This is a genomic window from Micromonospora sp. URMC 103 (assembly GCF_051386435.1).
Classification (GTDB): Bacteria; Actinomycetota; Actinomycetes; order Mycobacteriales; family Micromonosporaceae; genus Micromonospora.
On sequence record NZ_JBPQTR010000006.1, the window covers coordinates 1070727 to 1085789 of the forward strand.

15 protein-coding genes, 2 tRNA genes and 1 other RNA gene are annotated in these 15063 nt (G+C 71.1%); 7 read left to right on the forward strand and 11 right to left on the reverse strand.

Translation table 11 applies throughout. The annotated features are described in order from the left end of the window. Positions 1-108: 108 nt before the first annotated feature. From ACSNOA_RS31310 to ffs, 9 genes are all read right to left on the reverse strand, one after another. Entirely contained in the window at positions 109-1206 is a 1098-nt protein-coding gene (locus ACSNOA_RS31310; protein WP_436663355.1) for an ABC transporter ATP-binding protein, read from the reverse strand. Further along, the gene (locus ACSNOA_RS31315) at positions 1203-2189 is read right to left on the reverse strand and encodes an ABC transporter ATP-binding protein (RefSeq protein ID WP_436663356.1); all 987 of its coding nucleotides are present in this window, start codon (positions 2187-2189) and stop codon (positions 1203-1205) included. The genes ACSNOA_RS31310 and ACSNOA_RS31315 overlap by 4 nt, the downstream gene beginning before the upstream one ends. Positions 2190-2235: 46 nt before the next feature. Next, on the reverse strand, positions 2236-3192 hold the full coding sequence (locus ACSNOA_RS31320) for an ABC transporter permease (RefSeq protein WP_436663357.1): 957 nt from the start codon (positions 3190-3192) through the stop codon (positions 2236-2238). Between the two features lie 55 nt (positions 3193-3247). Continuing rightward, the gene (locus ACSNOA_RS31325; protein WP_436663358.1) at positions 3248-4255 is read right to left on the reverse strand and encodes an ABC transporter permease; all 1008 of its coding nucleotides are present in this window, start codon (positions 4253-4255) and stop codon (positions 3248-3250) included. A 97-nt stretch (positions 4256-4352) separates the two neighbouring features. Then, positions 4353-6026, reverse strand: a complete 1674-nt coding sequence (locus ACSNOA_RS31330) for an ABC transporter substrate-binding protein (protein ID WP_436663359.1) — start codon at positions 6024-6026, stop codon at positions 4353-4355. Positions 6027-6255: 229 nt separating this feature from the next. Continuing rightward, entirely contained in the window at positions 6256-6849 is a 594-nt protein-coding gene (recR, locus tag ACSNOA_RS31335; RefSeq protein WP_091594171.1) for a recombination mediator RecR, read from the reverse strand. A gap of 7 nt (positions 6850-6856) precedes the next feature. Then, positions 6857-7165 (reverse strand): YbaB/EbfC family nucleoid-associated protein, encoded by a 309-nt coding sequence (locus ACSNOA_RS31340; RefSeq protein WP_436663438.1) that lies wholly within the window; start codon positions 7163-7165, stop codon positions 6857-6859. Between the two features lie 162 nt (positions 7166-7327). Continuing rightward, positions 7328-9922, reverse strand: a complete 2595-nt coding sequence (locus ACSNOA_RS31345; RefSeq protein ID WP_436663360.1) for a DNA polymerase III subunit gamma and tau — start codon at positions 9920-9922, stop codon at positions 7328-7330. Positions 9923-10119: 197 nt separating this feature from the next. Then, positions 10120-10214: signal recognition particle sRNA small type (gene ffs / locus ACSNOA_RS31350), an RNA gene on the reverse strand. Positions 10215-10293: 79 nt separating this feature from the next. Here ffs and ACSNOA_RS31355 point away from each other — a divergent pair. The 5 genes from ACSNOA_RS31355 to ACSNOA_RS31375 all read left to right on the forward strand — a co-directional run bounded on the left by ACSNOA_RS31355 (position 10294) and on the right by ACSNOA_RS31375 (position 12913). Further along, positions 10294-10379: transfer RNA gene (locus ACSNOA_RS31355), tRNA-Ser, on the forward strand. Between the two features lie 196 nt (positions 10380-10575). Then, positions 10576-11277 (forward strand): YsnF/AvaK domain-containing protein, encoded by a 702-nt coding sequence (locus ACSNOA_RS31360; protein WP_436663361.1) that lies wholly within the window; start codon positions 10576-10578, stop codon positions 11275-11277. A gap of 100 nt (positions 11278-11377) precedes the next feature. Beyond that, the gene (locus ACSNOA_RS31365) at positions 11378-11533 is read left to right on the forward strand and encodes a hypothetical protein (protein WP_436663362.1); all 156 of its coding nucleotides are present in this window, start codon (positions 11378-11380) and stop codon (positions 11531-11533) included. A 239-nt stretch (positions 11534-11772) separates the two neighbouring features. Then, the gene (locus ACSNOA_RS31370; protein WP_436663363.1) at positions 11773-12339 is read left to right on the forward strand and encodes a hypothetical protein; all 567 of its coding nucleotides are present in this window, start codon (positions 11773-11775) and stop codon (positions 12337-12339) included. An 82-nt stretch (positions 12340-12421) separates the two neighbouring features. After that, entirely contained in the window at positions 12422-12913 is a 492-nt protein-coding gene (locus tag ACSNOA_RS31375; RefSeq protein ID WP_436663439.1) for a hypothetical protein, read from the forward strand. A gap of 61 nt (positions 12914-12974) precedes the next feature. Here the strand turns inward: ACSNOA_RS31375 and ACSNOA_RS31380 are convergent, their stop codons facing one another. After that, complete coding sequence (locus tag ACSNOA_RS31380; RefSeq protein ID WP_436663364.1) at positions 12975-13595, reverse strand: L,D-transpeptidase family protein; 621 nt, start codon at positions 13593-13595, stop codon at positions 12975-12977. Between ACSNOA_RS31380 and ACSNOA_RS31385 the strand changes: the two genes are divergently transcribed. Then, positions 13585-14154: a hypothetical protein gene (locus tag ACSNOA_RS31385; protein WP_436663365.1), complete on the forward strand. Its 570-nt coding sequence runs from the start codon at positions 13585-13587 to the stop codon at positions 14152-14154. The genes ACSNOA_RS31380 and ACSNOA_RS31385 overlap by 11 nt on opposite strands. On the opposite strand, the gene ACSNOA_RS31390 is transcribed toward ACSNOA_RS31385, so the two are convergent. Then, positions 14136-14222 (reverse strand) — tRNA-Ser (locus tag ACSNOA_RS31390). The genes ACSNOA_RS31385 and ACSNOA_RS31390 overlap by 19 nt on opposite strands. A gap of 75 nt (positions 14223-14297) precedes the next feature. On the opposite strand from ACSNOA_RS31390, the gene deoD reads away from it, so the two are divergent. Next, positions 14298-15005, forward strand: coding sequence for a purine-nucleoside phosphorylase (gene deoD, locus ACSNOA_RS31395; RefSeq protein WP_358175968.1), 708 nt, complete (start codon positions 14298-14300; stop codon positions 15003-15005). Positions 15006-15063 lie beyond the last annotated feature (58 nt).

Below are 15063 nucleotides of genomic sequence, written 5' to 3' on the forward strand. Positions count from 1 at the left end.
ACGAACGGGGTGTATCACCCCACGCCAGGCACCACAACTGCATGATCGCCGAGGTGATGCACGAGGGCCCGGGCCGGCCTGCTCGGGCCGCCCGGGCCTCGTGCGCCCTCAGGGCGTCGGGATCAGCTCGCCAGGGTCGCCCGGAAGCTCGCCGTCGACCGGCCGGACCAGCTCCGGCTCGACCTCGTGCGGCCGGATCCGCCCGGCGGCGATGTCCTCGGCGTAGTGGCACGCCACCCGGTGGCCGGTGACGACCTCCCGCAGCGCCGGCCGCTCGTCGGCGCACCGCGTCGGCTGCGCCCACGGGCACCGGGTGTGGAAGCGGCACCCGGCCGGCGGGTTGGTGGGCGAGGGCAGGTCCCCGGCGAGCAGGATCCGCTCGCGGCGGTCCTCCACGAGCGGGTCCGGCACGGGCACCGCCGACATGAGCGCCCGGGTGTACGGGTGCAGGGGTTCGCGGTAGAGGTCGTCGCTGGACGCCTCCTCCACGAGCCCGCCCAGGTACATGACGCCCACCGTGTCCGCGATGTGCCGGACCACCGCCAGGTCGTGCGCGATGATCAGGTACGTGAGGCCACGCTCGGCCTGGAGGTCCTCCAGCAGGTTGAGCACCTGCGCCTGGATCGACACGTCGAGCGCGGAGACCGGCTCGTCGGCCACGATGAGGTCCGGGTCGAGCACGAGCGCCCGGGCGATGCCGATCCGCTGGCGCTGGCCCCCGGAGAACTCGTGCGGGTACTTGCTGAGCGCCGACGGGGGCAGGCCGACCGCGTCGAGGGTCTCGCGCAGCCGCCGGGCCGTCTCGACCTTGTCGTTGGCGAGCCCGTGCGCCTTGAGGCCCTCGACCAGCAGCGACTCCACCGACTGCCGCGGGTCCAGGCTGGACAGCGGGTCCTGGAAGATCATCTGCATCCGTCGGCGGGCCCGGCGCATCTTCTCGCCCTTGAGCGAGCGCACGTCGGTGCCGTCGAAGATGACCTCACCGTCGGTCGGCTCGACCAGCCGCAGCAGGCCCCGCCCCAGTGTCGACTTGCCGCAGCCCGACTCGCCGACCAGGCCGTACGTCTCACCCGCGTTGATGGACAGCGAGACGCCGTCCACGGCGTAGACGTGGCCGACGGTGCGGTCGAAGAGCAGACCGCTCTTGATCGGGAAGTGGACCTTGAGGTCGCGCAGTTCGACAAGTGGTCCGGTCCGCTCGGTCACGGTACCGCCACCTCCTCTGAAACGGGGTTGTTGCAGCGCAGGTCGCCGCCGGTCGCCGTGGGTTCGAGCGGCGGTGGACCCTCCAGGCAGGCGTCCACGACGTTCTCGCAGCGCGGCGCGAAGGCGCAGCCCTCGGACCACGGGATGTTGTCGGCCACCGAACCGCGGATCGCGTGCAGCCGCTCGCCGCGGGGCGAGTCGAGCCGCGGCACGGAACTCAGCAACCCGTGGGTGTACGGGTGCCGGGCGTGCGCGAACAGGTCGTGCCGCCGGGCCCGCTCCACCACCTTGCCGCCGTAGAGCACGTTGACCGTGTCGCAGAGGCCGGCCACCACACCGAGATCGTGGGTGATCATGATGAGTGCGGTCCCGGTCTCGTCGACCAGTTGCTTGAGCAGCGTGAGGATCTGCGCCTGGATGGTCACGTCCAGCGCCGTGGTCGGCTCGTCCGCGATGAGCAGGCGCGGCTTGCAAGCCAGCGCGATGGCGATGAGCGCCCGCTGCCGCATGCCGCCGGAGATCTGGTGCGGGTACTCCTTGAGCCGCCGGTCCGGGTCCGGGATGCCCACGGCGTCCAGCAGCTCGCGGGCCTCCCGCAGCGCCTGCTTGCGGTCCCGCCCCTGGTGCCGCTCGAGCACCTCGGCCACCTGGATTCCGATCGGGATGACCGGGTTCAGCGAGGACAGCGGGTCCTGGAAGATCATGCCGATGTCCCGGCCCCGCCGGTCCCGCATGTCGTCCGGCCGCAGCTTGAGCAGGTCGGTGCCGTCGAAGAGCACCTCGCCGCCGACCTTGTTGCCCCGCTTGGGGAGCAGGCCCATGATCGCGAGGCTGGTCACGCTCTTGCCGCAACCGGACTCGCCCACGAGGCCGACGGTCTGCCCCGGCTCCACCGTGAAGCTGACCTTGTCGACCGCCGTGAACGGCCGCTCACCGCGCCGCTGGAACACGACGCTCAGGTCCCGTACGTCGAGCAGGCTCATCGGGTCACTTCCTCACCGTGCTGTTGCGTGGTCCGTCGCACGACCGTCACCGCCGGTTCTTCGGGTCGATGGCCTCGCGCATCGCCTCGCCCAGCAGGGTGAAGCCGAGCGCCACGACGATGATGGCGAGCGCGGGGTAGTAGGCCAGCTCGGGGCGTACCTCGAAGTAGCGCTGGCCGTCGACGCCGAGCATCAGGCCCCACTCGGCCCGGTTGATGTCCGGGTCGCCGAGACCGAGGAACGAGAGCGCCGCGGCGTCCAGGATGGCCACCGCGAAGGTCAGCGTCGCCTGCACGATCACGGCGGTCAGCGAGTTCGGCAGCATGTGCCGCAGCACGATGTTGCGCTCCTTGACGCCCAGCGCCCGCGCCGCGAGGACGTGGTCGCTCTCCCGCTGCGCGAGCATCGAGCCGCGCAGCAGCCGCGCGAAGATGGGCACGTTCACGATGGCGACCGCGAAGATCACCGTCCACTGGCTCGACTTGCTCGCCATGGCGACCAGGGTGATCGCCAGCAGCAGGCTCGGCAGGGCCAGCATCACGTCCGTGACCCGCATGAGCACCACGTCGATCCAGCCCCCGAAGGCGCCGGCCAACGCGCCGAGCACCACGCCGAGGGCGAGACCGATGAGCGTGGCCAGCACGCCCACGAAGAGGGTCTGCCGGGCGCCGTGGATCATGCGGGACAGGAAGTCCCGTCCCAGCGGGTCGGACCCGAACGGGAACTCGCTGCTCGCGCCCGGGATGTTGTCGACGGTCAGGTTCCGGGTCAGCTCGTCGAACCGCTGCACCGGGTCGTGCGGGGCGATCAGTGGGGCGAAGATCGCCACCAGCACGAACAGCCCCACGATGGTGGCGCCCACGATGGCCACCGGGTTGCGGCGCAGCCGCCGGGCCGCGTCCCGGACGAGGCTGACCCCGCCCTTGTCCGCGCTGGCCTGGGCCAACTCCTGCAGCCGCGCCTTCTTCCGCTCACCGAGCAGACCGATACTGCGCTCGCTCATGCCGTCGCCTCGCTTCGTTCGCCGCCGCGCCGGGGTCCGTCGATCGTCCGCCCGCTCATCGCACACGCACCCGAGGGTCGATGAATGCGTAGGAGAGGTCGACCAGGAGGTTGACCACCACGAAGACCAGCGCGGCGAGCAGGATCAGCGCCTGGAGCACGGGGTAGTCGCGGCTACCGCTGATGGAGTCCGTGATCAGTGTGCCGAGACCGCCCCAGTTGTAGACCTTCTCGGTGAGCACGGCGCCGGAGAGCAGCGCGCCGGTCTGGAGGCCGATGGTCGTGACCACCGGCAGCAGGGCGTTGCGCAGGATGTGCCGGCCCCGGATCGTACGGTGCCGCAGGCCCTTGGCCTCCGCCGTGCGGACGAAGTCCTCGTTGAGCACGTCCAGCACGCTGGCCCGGGTGATCCGGACGATCACCGCCAACGGGATGGTGGCGAGCGTGATCGCGGGAAGGAGCAGGTGCCAGAGCGCGTCCGCGGCGGCGTCGAACTCCCGGGTGAGCAGGCCGTCGAGGACGAAGAAGCCCGTGACGTTCGTGTTGTCCAGCCCCGTGCTGACCCGGCCCGACGGCGGGAACCAGTGGATGTTCTGGGTGAAGACGTCCTTGAGCAGGTAGCCCAGGAAGAAGATCGGGATCGAGATGCCGAGCAGGGTGCCGGCGATCGTGAGGTTGTCGAGGGACCGGCCACGCCAGCGGGCGGCCAGGTAGCCGAGGGGTACGCCCAGCCCGACCGCGATGACCAGCGCGGCGATCGCCAGCTCGAAGGTGGCCGGGAAGGCGCGACCGATCACCTCGGTGACGGGGTCGCCGGTGCGGATCGAGTTGCCGAAGTCACCGGTGAGGATCCGCTGCATGAACTTCCCGTACTGCACCAGGATCGGCTGGTCGTAGCCGAGCGCCCTGGTCAGCAGGGCACGGGTCTCGGGGGTTGCCCGTTCGCCGAGCAGCGCGTCGACCGGGCCGCCGGGCAGGTTCCGCAACCAGATGAAGATCAAAGCCGACAGCGCTATCAGTGTCACCACCAGCTGCAGCAGGCGGCGGACTATGACTCGCAACATCTCTCACACACCAGACTCTCGATGGTCGCGGAATCGGCCCGGGCGGGGAAAACCCCCAACCCGGGCCGATTCCGCCTACGGCGTCAGCCGATCGGCGTCACTGCTTGACGCTGACGGTGTTGAACCGCTCGTCGGTCAGCGGGCTCGCCACCAGGCCGTCGACGTCCTTGGTGACGACGATGGCCGGCGGGGCGTGCCACACCGGCACGGCCGGCAGCCACTTGCTGGCGATGTCCCGGTTGACCTGCTCCCAGGCCGCCTTCTTGCCCGCCTCGTCGACGGTGGCGTCGGCCTTGGTGATGGCGTCGAACATCTCGGTCATCGCCTGGTCGCCGAACTCGGCCTTGGCGCGACCGAAGAACGTCCCGACGAAGTTGCCCGGGTCGTTGTAGTCACCGGTCCAGCCGAGGATGTGCATGTCGTGCTTGCCGAACGTCTGCACGTCGTCCTTGAAGCCACCGTTCCACGGACGCGGCACGCCGTTGACCTTGATGCCGACGGCCTGGAGGTCGTTGGCCAGAACGGTGAAGATCTCCTGCGGGTTCGGCATGTACGGCCGGGTGACGTCCGGCGGGTAGTAGAAGTTCAGCGTCAGGTTCTCGGCGCCGGCCTCCTTGAGCAGCTGCTTGGCCTTGTCCGGGTTGTACTCGTACTTCTGCACGTCCGGGGCGTAGCCGAGCACGGTGTCCGGCAGGAACTCGTCGGCGACCTTCGCGCCGCCCGGGCCCTTGGTCTGCACCAGCTGCTGGCGGTTGAGCGCGTAGGCGATCGCCTGGCGCACCCGCAGGTCCTTCAGCTTCGGGTTCTTCTGGTTGAGACCCAGGTAGAGGATGTTGAAGGCCGGGCGGTCGAGGACCTTGAAGCCCTCGTCGGCGAGAGCCTTACGGTCGGCCGGGGCCGGGAAGTCGATGGCCTGGACGGTGCCCGCGCGCAGCTCCTGCTTGCGGGTGTTCTCGTCCTTGATGATCTTGATGATCAGCTTGTCGACCTTGGCCTTGTCGCCCCAGTAGTCGGGGTTCCGGTTCAGGGTGATCTCACCCTTGGCCTTGTCCCAGCCGCCGAAGGTGAACGGACCGGTGCCGACCGGGTGGTCGGTGGCGAACGCGCTGTACGCGAACGAGTCGCCGTTCTGCGTGACCGTGTCGGCGTCGTACTTCTTGAGCGCCTCGGGGCTCGCGATCGACAGCGAGGTCAGCGCGAAGGCGCCCGGGAACGCGCCCTTGTACTTGTTGAGGGTGAGGACGGCGGTGTTGTCGTCCTTGGCCTCGCACTTGTTGTAGATCGACTCGCCGGCGCCCTCGGCCTCGTTCTTCGCGAACCCGCCGAAGGTGTCCATGTAGTAGATCATGTTCGCCTGGGCCGCGGCGCCCTTCATGTTGTACCAGCGGTCGAAGTTGAAGCAGACCGCTGCCGCGTTCATCGGCGTACCGTCGTGGAACTTCACACCCTGGCGGAGCTTGAACGTCCACACCTTGCCGGTGGAGTCGTGCTCCCAGCTCTCGGCCAGGCCACCGGTCAGCTCGGCGGTGCCGGGCTTGTGGGTGACCAGGGTGTCGAACATCTGCCGGATCGGCCGGAACGACTCGCCGTCGTCGTTGAAGATCGGGTCGAAGTTCTTCGGGTCACCGGCACCCGCGAAGATGAAGGTGCCGCCGGTCTTGGCCTCGCCGCTGTCGCCGTCACGCTCGCTCTCCGCGCACCCGGCGGCGCCTACCGCCAGGGCGGTGACGGCCGCGATCGCGACGGCCGTTCTGAGCCTTCTCGCCTGCATCTCTCACCTCTGTCATGCGACTGACCACGCGGAGTCGTGGCACGGTCCGTGTGCGGGAGGCTATGACAGGTCACAGAGAAGAGGAACTGCTGTTAGGCAATCGCTATCAAGCCGACACCTTCTGACACCTGATGGCCCGCCGGGCGCCTTAGGCGACACATGCACGCCGTCCCGATGGGCGGTTCGCGCGCAGTGGCGGGCGTTTCGACGCCCGCCACTGTGCTACGGCTCAGACGGCCCGGCGCCCCTCGAAGGCGCGGCCCAGGGTGATCTCGTCGGCGTACTCCAGGTCGCCGCCGACAGGGAGGCCGCTGGCCAGCCGGGTCACGGCGATCCCCATCGGCTTGACCATCAGCGCCAGGTAGGTGGCGGTGGCCTCACCCTCGGTGTTCGGGTCGGTGGCGAGGATCAGCTCGCGGACCGCGCCGCCGCCGAGCCGGGTCATCAGCTCGCGGATGCGCAGGTTGTCGGGGCCGATGCCCTCCAGCGGATTGATCGCCCCACCGAGCACGTGGTAGCGGCCGCGGAACTCGCCGGTCCGCTCGATGGCCACCACGTCCTTCGGCTCCTCGACCACGCAGAGCACCTCGTCGGTGCGGCGCGGGTCGCGGCAGATCCGGCACTGCTCGGACTCGGCGACGTTGTAGCAGCTGGTGCAGAACCGCACCAGCTCCTTGACCTTGCGCAGGGCGCCGGCCAGCCGGTTGACGTCGGCCGGGTCGGCGGACAGGACGTGGAAGGCGATCCGCTGGGCGCTCTTCGGGCCCACGCCCGGCAGCCGGCCCAGCTCGTCGATCAGGTCCTGGATGGCGCCTTCGTACATCTGCCGCTCAGAAACCGGGCAGGCCGAGGCCGCCCATGCCGCCGGCGACCGGGCCCATCTTCTTGTCGGTCAGCTCCCGGGCCGCCTCGGCGGCGTTGTGCAGGGCCGCGACGACCAGGTCCTCCAGGGTCTCCACGTCCTCCGGGTCGACCGCCTTCGGGTCGATCTTGATGCTCTTGACCTCGCCGGTGCCGGCCACGGTCACGGTCACCAGGCCGCCGCCGGCGGTGCCGGTCAGCTCGGCCTCGGCGAGCTCGGCCTGCGCCTTGGCGATCTGCTGCTGCATCTTCTGCGCCTGCTTCAGCATCTGCTGCATGTTCGGCTGTCCACCTGGGCGCACGGGATGGCTCCTTCTCGCACTCGTCTGTCAGGCCGCCGCAAAGCCTATCCGCTGGGACCGACCGCGCCGGTTCCGGTGCGCGGACGCGTCACGCCACCCACCCGGACGCGTCGCGCCACCCACCCGGCCCGGCTTCGGCTAGCGGGCGTCCACTTCGTCGATCTTCTCGGCGCCGAGAGCCTCGCGCAGCAGCCGTACCGCCTGCTCCTCGCTGGACTCCCGGGCCGTCTTCTCGTCGATCACGTCGTCCAGCGGCTCGTCGCCCGGGTCGAACCCCTCGTAGACCGGGGTCGCCGGGGCCGGTCGCCCGCCGCCGGACCGGACCGGACCGTCGTAGTCCGGGTCGTAGGGCGGCTCGCCCGCCCAGTCGGTGTCCGCAGTGGGCCGGGCCGCCTGGGCGGTACGCGGGCCACGCCCGGCCGCGGCCGCCCGGGCCGCCGCGATGGCGCTGCTCACCGGCGCGCCGGAGCCGTTCGCGCCGGCCGGCTGCCGGGGCGTGGTCGAAGCACCGCCCGCCGATCCGCCGTTCCCCACGCCCGCCGGTGCGCCGTTCGCCGCGCCCGCCGATGCGCCGTTCGCCGCGCCCGCCGATCCGCCGTTCACCGCGCCCGCCGGTGCGCCGTTGGCGCCGGCCGGTGCTCCCGCACGGGCCGCCGGGGCGCCGGGGCCCGCCGGGCTTACCGCCGGTGCGCCGGAACTCGCCGCCGCAGCGCCGCCCGGGCGGGCCGGTTCCGGCCAGTCGTCGCCCCCGTCGGCGGGTGCGGAGGCCGGGGCGGAGGCGGTGACGCCCCCGGGGCGGGCCGGTTCGGGCCAGTCGTCGTCGGCCGAGCCCTCCTCGGCACGGTCCGCGGCCGGGGCGGACGTTCCCGCCCGGCCGCTCGCGCCCGCGCCACGAGCACCCGTCGCCGCCGACCCGGCCGGCGACGGCGCGGGCCGCGCGGGAGCGGGGGCGGGGGCGGGGGCGGCGGACCGGGGCGGGCCGGAGAGCGTGGCGGCACCCCGCTCGCCGGCCACGTCGCAGCGGATCTGCCAACGCCCGCCCAACTCCTCGTAGAGCGCGTCGGTGAGCACCGCGGCGTGGTCGGACACCATCCGGGCCAGCACGGCGGACTTCACCGTGAGCACCAGCGTGTCGCCGTCGAGGTCACGGACCACCGCGTCGCGCATGAGCGCGGCGATCCGCTTGTTGGTCCGGTTGACCTTGCCGACCACGTCCGGCCACACTCGGCGTACGGCGACCGCGTCCAGCGCCCCGGGCGCCTCGGCGCCGGGCCGGGGCGGCTCGGGCGTGGCCGGGTCGGGCATCACGGCCGAGGGCGGCACGACCCGCCGGGGCGCGTCGTCGGCCCGAGCGGCCGGGACACCCCCGTCCGCCGGACCGGCCATCGTGGACTGCGCACCGGGTGCGGGCTGCGGGGCGGTGACCGGTGCGGGGGTGGCGGCAGCCGCCGTGGCGGGCCCGGCCGGTGTCGCGGCGTCAGCCGCGGGCGCGGCGGGAGGCGCCGGGCGTACGGCCGGGGCGGGGGCGGCCGGCGCGGAGGCGGCGGCGACCGGCGGCGCGTCGGTGCCGGCCAGGGTGAGCCGACGCTCCATGCGTTCGAGGCGCTGGAGCAGGCCACCGGTCGTGTCGTCGGCGCCGGGCAGCAGCATCCGGGCGCAGATCAGCTCCAGCAGCAGCCGGGGCGCGGTGGTGCCGCGCATTTCCACGAGGCCGTTGTGCACGATGTCGGCGCAGCGGGACAGGGTGCCCGGACCGAGGCGCTGCGCCTGCGCGGCCATCCGTTCGATCTGGTCGGCCGGGCCGTCGATGAGGCCCTTCGCGGCGGCGTCCGGCACCTGCTGGAGCACGATCAGGTCGCGCAGACGTTCCAGCAGATCGGACGCGAACCGGCGCAGGTCGTGCCCGGCCTCGGCCACCCGGTCGACGGTGGCGTACGCGGCGGCGCCGTCCCCGGCGGCCAGCGCGTCGCACATCTCGTCGATGAGCGCCGAGTCGGTGACGCCGAGCAGCGCGGCGGCCCGGGAGTAGGTGACGCCCTCCGGGCCGGCGCCCGCGATGAGCTGGTCGAGCACGGAGAGACTGTCCCGCATGCTGCCCCCACCGGCGCGCACCACCAGGGGGAAGACCGCCGGCTCGACGGTGACGCCCTCGGCCTCGGTGAGCTGCTCCAGGTACGGCCGGAGCACCTTCGGCGGGAACAGCCGGAACGGGTAGTGGTGGGTCCGCGACTTGATCGTGCCGAGGACCTTCTCCGGCTCGGTCGTGGCGAAGATGAACTTGACGTACTCCGGTGGCTCCTCGACCAGCTTGAGCAGGGCGTTGAAGCCGGCCGACGAGACCATGTGCGCCTCGTCGATGATGTAGATCTTGAAGCGGCTGCGGGCCGGCGCGAAGAACGCCTTCTCGCGCAAATCCCGGGCGTCGTCGACGCCGCCGTGGCTGGCCGCGTCGATCTCGATGACGTCGATCGACCCGCCGCCGTCCGGGGCCAGCGAGCGGCAGGACTCGCACTGCCCGCACGGCTCGGGGGTGGGGCCCTGCTCACAGTTGAGCGAGCGGGCCAGGATCCGGGCGCTTGAGGTCTTGCCGCAGCCGCGCGGGCCGGAGAAGAGGTACGCGTGGTTGAGCCGGCCGCTGCGCAGCGCCTGCGACAGCGGCTCGGTGACGTGCTCCTGGCCGATGACCTCTGCGAACGTGCGCGGCCGGTACTTGCGGTAGAGCGCCAGCGTCACTCGTCCCGCCTCCTCTCGACCGAGCCATTCTGCGCCGGTACGCCCCGGGTGACCACCCACCCCGCCGGTTTCGCCGCCCGCCGGACGGGCTCGCGGGGCGAGGCCGCCCTGATCGACTCCACGTCGGGGATCTCGCGGTATCGCAGCGCCCGGGACACCGCCACATCGCCGATCTGGTGTTGATCACGGCCCGAGACAGAAGGGCCCCCCGTGCACCCGTCAGAGCCCGCTTATCCTTGCTGCCTTCCGGCCCTGGGGAGGTTCACGAGATGCACGCCGCACGGGGGGCTCGTCAAGCGTACCCGACCGTCTGTCGATCTTCCGGGGGTGGTGGGGTGGGCGTCCCGCCGACGACCTGTATCCTGTTCCGCGGAGGATTCGCCTAGAGGCCTAGGGCGCACGCTTGGAAAGCGTGTTGGGGTAACCCCCCTCACGAGTTCGAATCTCGTATCCTCCGCTCTCTGAGCAGCACGAACGTGAGGGCCGGTCCCATTCGGGACCGGCCCTCCGTCGTCTCTGCGGACGGTCCCGTCCCACTCGTCCCGCCGTGCGCCGAACGGCGGACTCGTACGGCGACCTATCCGGCTGCGGGCCGGCGAATGGCCGCGGGCTCGTCGGGTACGCCGAAGTTACACGCGAGAGGAGGACGACCCGTGCAACTCACTGAACAGCAGGTGCGTTCACTGTTTGACCAGGACGTCCAGGACCAGTCGGGTGCCAAGATCGGCAGCGTGGGCCAGGTGTGGGCCACTGCGGGCCAGCCGGCCTGGGTCAGCGTGCACACCGGCGGTGGTCAGGAGCCGATGGCTCCGCTGGGCAACGCGCAGATGCAGGACGGGCGGCTGAAGATTGCCTACGACAAGGCAACGGTGCAGAGTGCCCCGAGCGTCCCGCGTGGGACGAGCACGCCGCTCAACGCGGAGCAGACCGCCCAGCTGTACGCGTACTACCGCATGCAGGAGCGGCAGACCCCGCAGAACCGCGAGGAACTGATCCGCTTCGAGGAGCGGCTGCGCGTGGGCACGGAGAGCCAGCCCGCCGGCAAGGCGGTCCTGCGCAAGAACGTGGTCACCGAGGACGTGCACACGACCGTGCCGGTCGAGCACGACGAGGTGTACGTCGAGCGCGAGCCGATCACCGCTGCCGACGCGGGGAACGTTCGCGGCGAGATGGGCGCGGCGGAGCAGGAGATGCAGTTGCGCGCCGAACGTCCCGTGGTGGCCAAGGAGCGGGTGCCGGTCGAGCGGGCCCACCTGGCCAAGAACGAGGTCGTCGAGAACCAGCCGATCGACGAGCAGGTCCGCCACGAGGAGATCGAGGCGAACATCCCCGAGCCCAGCCGCCGCCGGCGGTAAGAGCCCGGGTCCCGTAAGGATGCCGGGGCGGGCGGGTAAGCAGTATCCGCCCGCCCCCGCCCGCATGGAACGTTCCGGCGGCTAGCGAGAGGGGTAGGTCATGACATCGGTCGGCCAACGGATCAAGGGATTCCTGAACAGCCCTCAGGGCCGCAAGATGATCGATCGCGGTCGACGCCAGGCGGCGAAGCCGGGCACCCAGCAGAAGCTGCGGCAGTTCGCGGAACGCATGAGCGGGCGGCCGTCCGGCCGCTGACCCGTAGCCCTGATACTGGTCGGGTGGGAGAACGCGCGCTGCGCGTTCTCCCACTGGCAGTCCCTCGACCGCATCTGGGAGGTGGCGCAGACATGGAGCTGAACGGCGGGCGCCCGCGCACCAGCAGCCGGAACGACGGCGACCGCGCGCAGGTCGCTCGCCGGCTTGGGCAGCGGCACTGACGATATCCACAGGCCCTCGACCGTCGTACACATGTTCTATCCACAGGCTGTGGACCGATGAGCTACCAGCTCAGCGCGGTGATCGCCGACGCGGACGTGCTGCGCGAGCACACGGCCGGGCTCGACCACGCGGTCCTCGGCGAGCTGCGCCAGGACTTCGCGCTGCTGCCCGTCACCCCGCAGTTGGTCGAGGAGCTGACCGGCGCGCTGCCGGACTACTCCGTCGAGGACCGCGACGACCGGCACCCGTTCGAGCTGGTCCTCGGCCCGGCCCTGACCGAGACGTGGGCGCGCTGGTCGGGCCAGGGGCCCGTGGCGTACGTGGAGGCGGAGTTCGCGGGCGGCCTCGGCTACCAGTCGGCGGCAGTCTGGCTGGGGGGCGCCCTCCGCTGGGGGCCACATGTCGACACCACGTTCAACCGCCCCCGCGAGCGGTGGCCGATCAACGCGGCCCTCGTCGAGTTGGGCGTCGAGCCCGGGCCGTGGATCGACGCGTTCGCCGAGCTGGGGCTGCACCTGGAGCGCAGCACGGAGGGTTGGCTGGCGCACGGGCGGCGGCGGTTGAGCGCCGACTACTGGGACGACCTGGCCGACGAGTGGGAAGCCGGGCAATCGGGCGGTTAGCAGCAACCTCGACGCTCCCGGACCGTTAGGGACCCCGGGGGAATCCATGAAATTGCGACAATTTGCCTTTATCGCGGGGCTGCTGTCGGCTGCCGTCATCGCGGGCAGCCCACCGACCCGCTCCACACCGAGTCCACTGAGGCCGGTGCCGGCCGGCGAGGTGCTCGACCTGAACGGCCTGCGCAACGTCGAGTTCGGCGACACCGAGGACGAGCTGACCCGGCGCGGCATCCTGCGTACCGACGTGGTCGCCTGCGGCCCGACGCTAACCGGGCACGAGATGGCCAGCCCGGTCTTCGTCGGCGACCGACTGGTGCTCTTGTGGGCCGGCGACCCGATGCGGACGGCCGAGGGGATCACGACGGGTACGCCGGTGGCCGAGGTCCGGGCCCGGTACCCGTCGGTCACGCCGCTGCACGCGCCGCGCGGCACCTACCGCCTCGACGGGCTGCTGGTCAGACAGGGCGACCGCGCCTACCTGTTCCTCCACGATGGACGCCAGGTGCGGAAGGTCATCGCCGGGTACGCCGACTGGGTGCGACGACTCTTCGAGGAGGGCGCCGGCCCCTGCTGAGCGGAGGCCGCACGGGCCGGCGGTGGCATCCGGTGGACGTGTGGCCTCCGCTCGGGGGCGGTCAGTAGCGGCCGAGGTTCTCGCGGGGCGCCATCACGATGCGCGGAGAGGCGGCCGGGTCCAGCCACTTCAGCACCCGGAGCAGGTTGGACTGCGTCAACGAGACACAGCCGGCGGTGCCGCCGCTTCCCGACACGTGGAGGAAGATGCCGCTGCCGCGGGCCGGGGTGGCTGCCCGCACCGGGATGTTGTAGTTGATGACCGCGAAGTAGTTGTACTGGGGGACGATCTGCCACAACGCCTCGCTGTACCCGCCCGGGTCCGTGCCGTGCACGAAGCTGTTGTACGTCGGCGAACTGGGATTCTCGTCCCAGTAGTCGTCCGCCACGAGTCGGTGGTAGCCGTACTTCACGCCGGGGTTGGCCTGGACCCCGTACATGGTCGAGCCGATGCTGTAGACGCCGGTGGGCGTGGTGGGGACGCCCTCCTGATGGCTGTCGCTGAATCCCTTGGTGCCGATCCGCGCGCTCATCACCCCGAACTCCGACCGCCACGCACCGTTCACCTTCTCGAACGTTTCGAGGGAGGCGACGCTCGTGCCGTAGCCGCTGGTGTAGACGACGATGAGCTGCCGGGTGCTGGCCGGGATGGTGCGAAGCCGGGAGGCGATGTTGCTCGCCACGGCCGGCGTCGCCGCCGTGCTGGTCGCGGCGCGCGACGGCGACCGGCTGAGCGACGGCTTCGGAGACCGGCTCGCCGACGGCGACGCCGACCGGCTCGCCGACGGCGACGGGGAGTGGCTCGCGGACGGCGAGGCGGAGAAGCCAGCGGAGTCGGTCGGTCCGGGAGCGCCGGTCACCGAGGTGTCGATCGGGACCGACCCGGCCTCCACCGCGCCGTTCTCGTCCGGAGCTGCGCAGGACGTCAGTCCGAGCCCGCCGAGCAGCGCCACCGCGATGACGCCGATCACAGCCCGCCTGAACGGTGTTGGCATTCCTACTCCCCCGTGGTTCCTGATCTCGTCGCCGGCCGTGGGCAGCACGGTGTCTCCGACACCCGTGTCGCAGGCCCCGGCCATTCCGCACCTGTTAGCGCCGAGCGCGGGACGACCGTCACGTGACCGTCGGGTGCTGGTGATTCTCGGCGTACGAACCCGAGACCAGAAAGCGGAACGCCCGGTGCGATCCTCACGGATCGACCGGGCGTTCTCGCATCTCACGAGCGGTGGCGGCGGGATTTGAACCCGCGGAGGGCGTAAACCCTCACACGCTTTCGAGGCGTGCTCCTTAGGCCACTCGGACACACCACCGCCGAGTAGGGTACAGGACCCCGTGTTCGGATGCCGAACCGGTACGGCTCGGCGGCGCCTGGCAGGATCTTTGCCATGAGTACGCACATCGGCGCGAAGCCGGGAGAGATCGCCGAGCGGGTCCTGATGCCGGGCGACCCGCTGCGGGCCAAGTGGATCGCGGAGACCTACCTCGAGGGCGCGGAGTGCTACTCGACCGTCCGCGGCATGCTCGGCTTCACGGGCCGCTGGAAGGGCGTCGACGTCTCCGTCCAGGGTTCGGGCATGGGCATGCCGTCCGCCTCGATCTACGCCCACGAGCTGATCAACGAGTACGGCGTGAAGACGCTGATCCGGGTCGGCTCCTGCGGCGCCCTGCGGGAGGACCTGCAGTTGCGGGATGTGATCGCGGCCATCGGCTCCTCCACGGACTCGAACATGAACCGGATGCGCTTCGACGGGCTGATCGACTACGCCCCGGTCGCCGACTTCGGGCTGCTGCGTACGGCCGTGGAGGTGGCCGAGCGGCAGGGCGTCACCATGCACGTCGGGCCGATCCTGGCCGCGGACGCCTTCTACACCGACCGGCCGGACCTCTACGACACCCTCGCCGACTACGGGGTGCTGGCCGTGGAGATGGAGTCCGCGGCGCTGTACACGATCGCGGCGCGGTTCAAGGCGCGGGCGTTGACCGTGCTGACGGTCAGCGACCACATCAAGACCGGTGAGAAGACCACGTCGGCGGAGCGCGAGCAGACCTTCAGCCAGATGGTGGAGATCGCGCTCGACACGATCATCGCCTGAGTTCCGTCGCCTCCCGTCGCCCCGCCGTCCGAACGGACGGCGGGGCGACGTCGTCAGG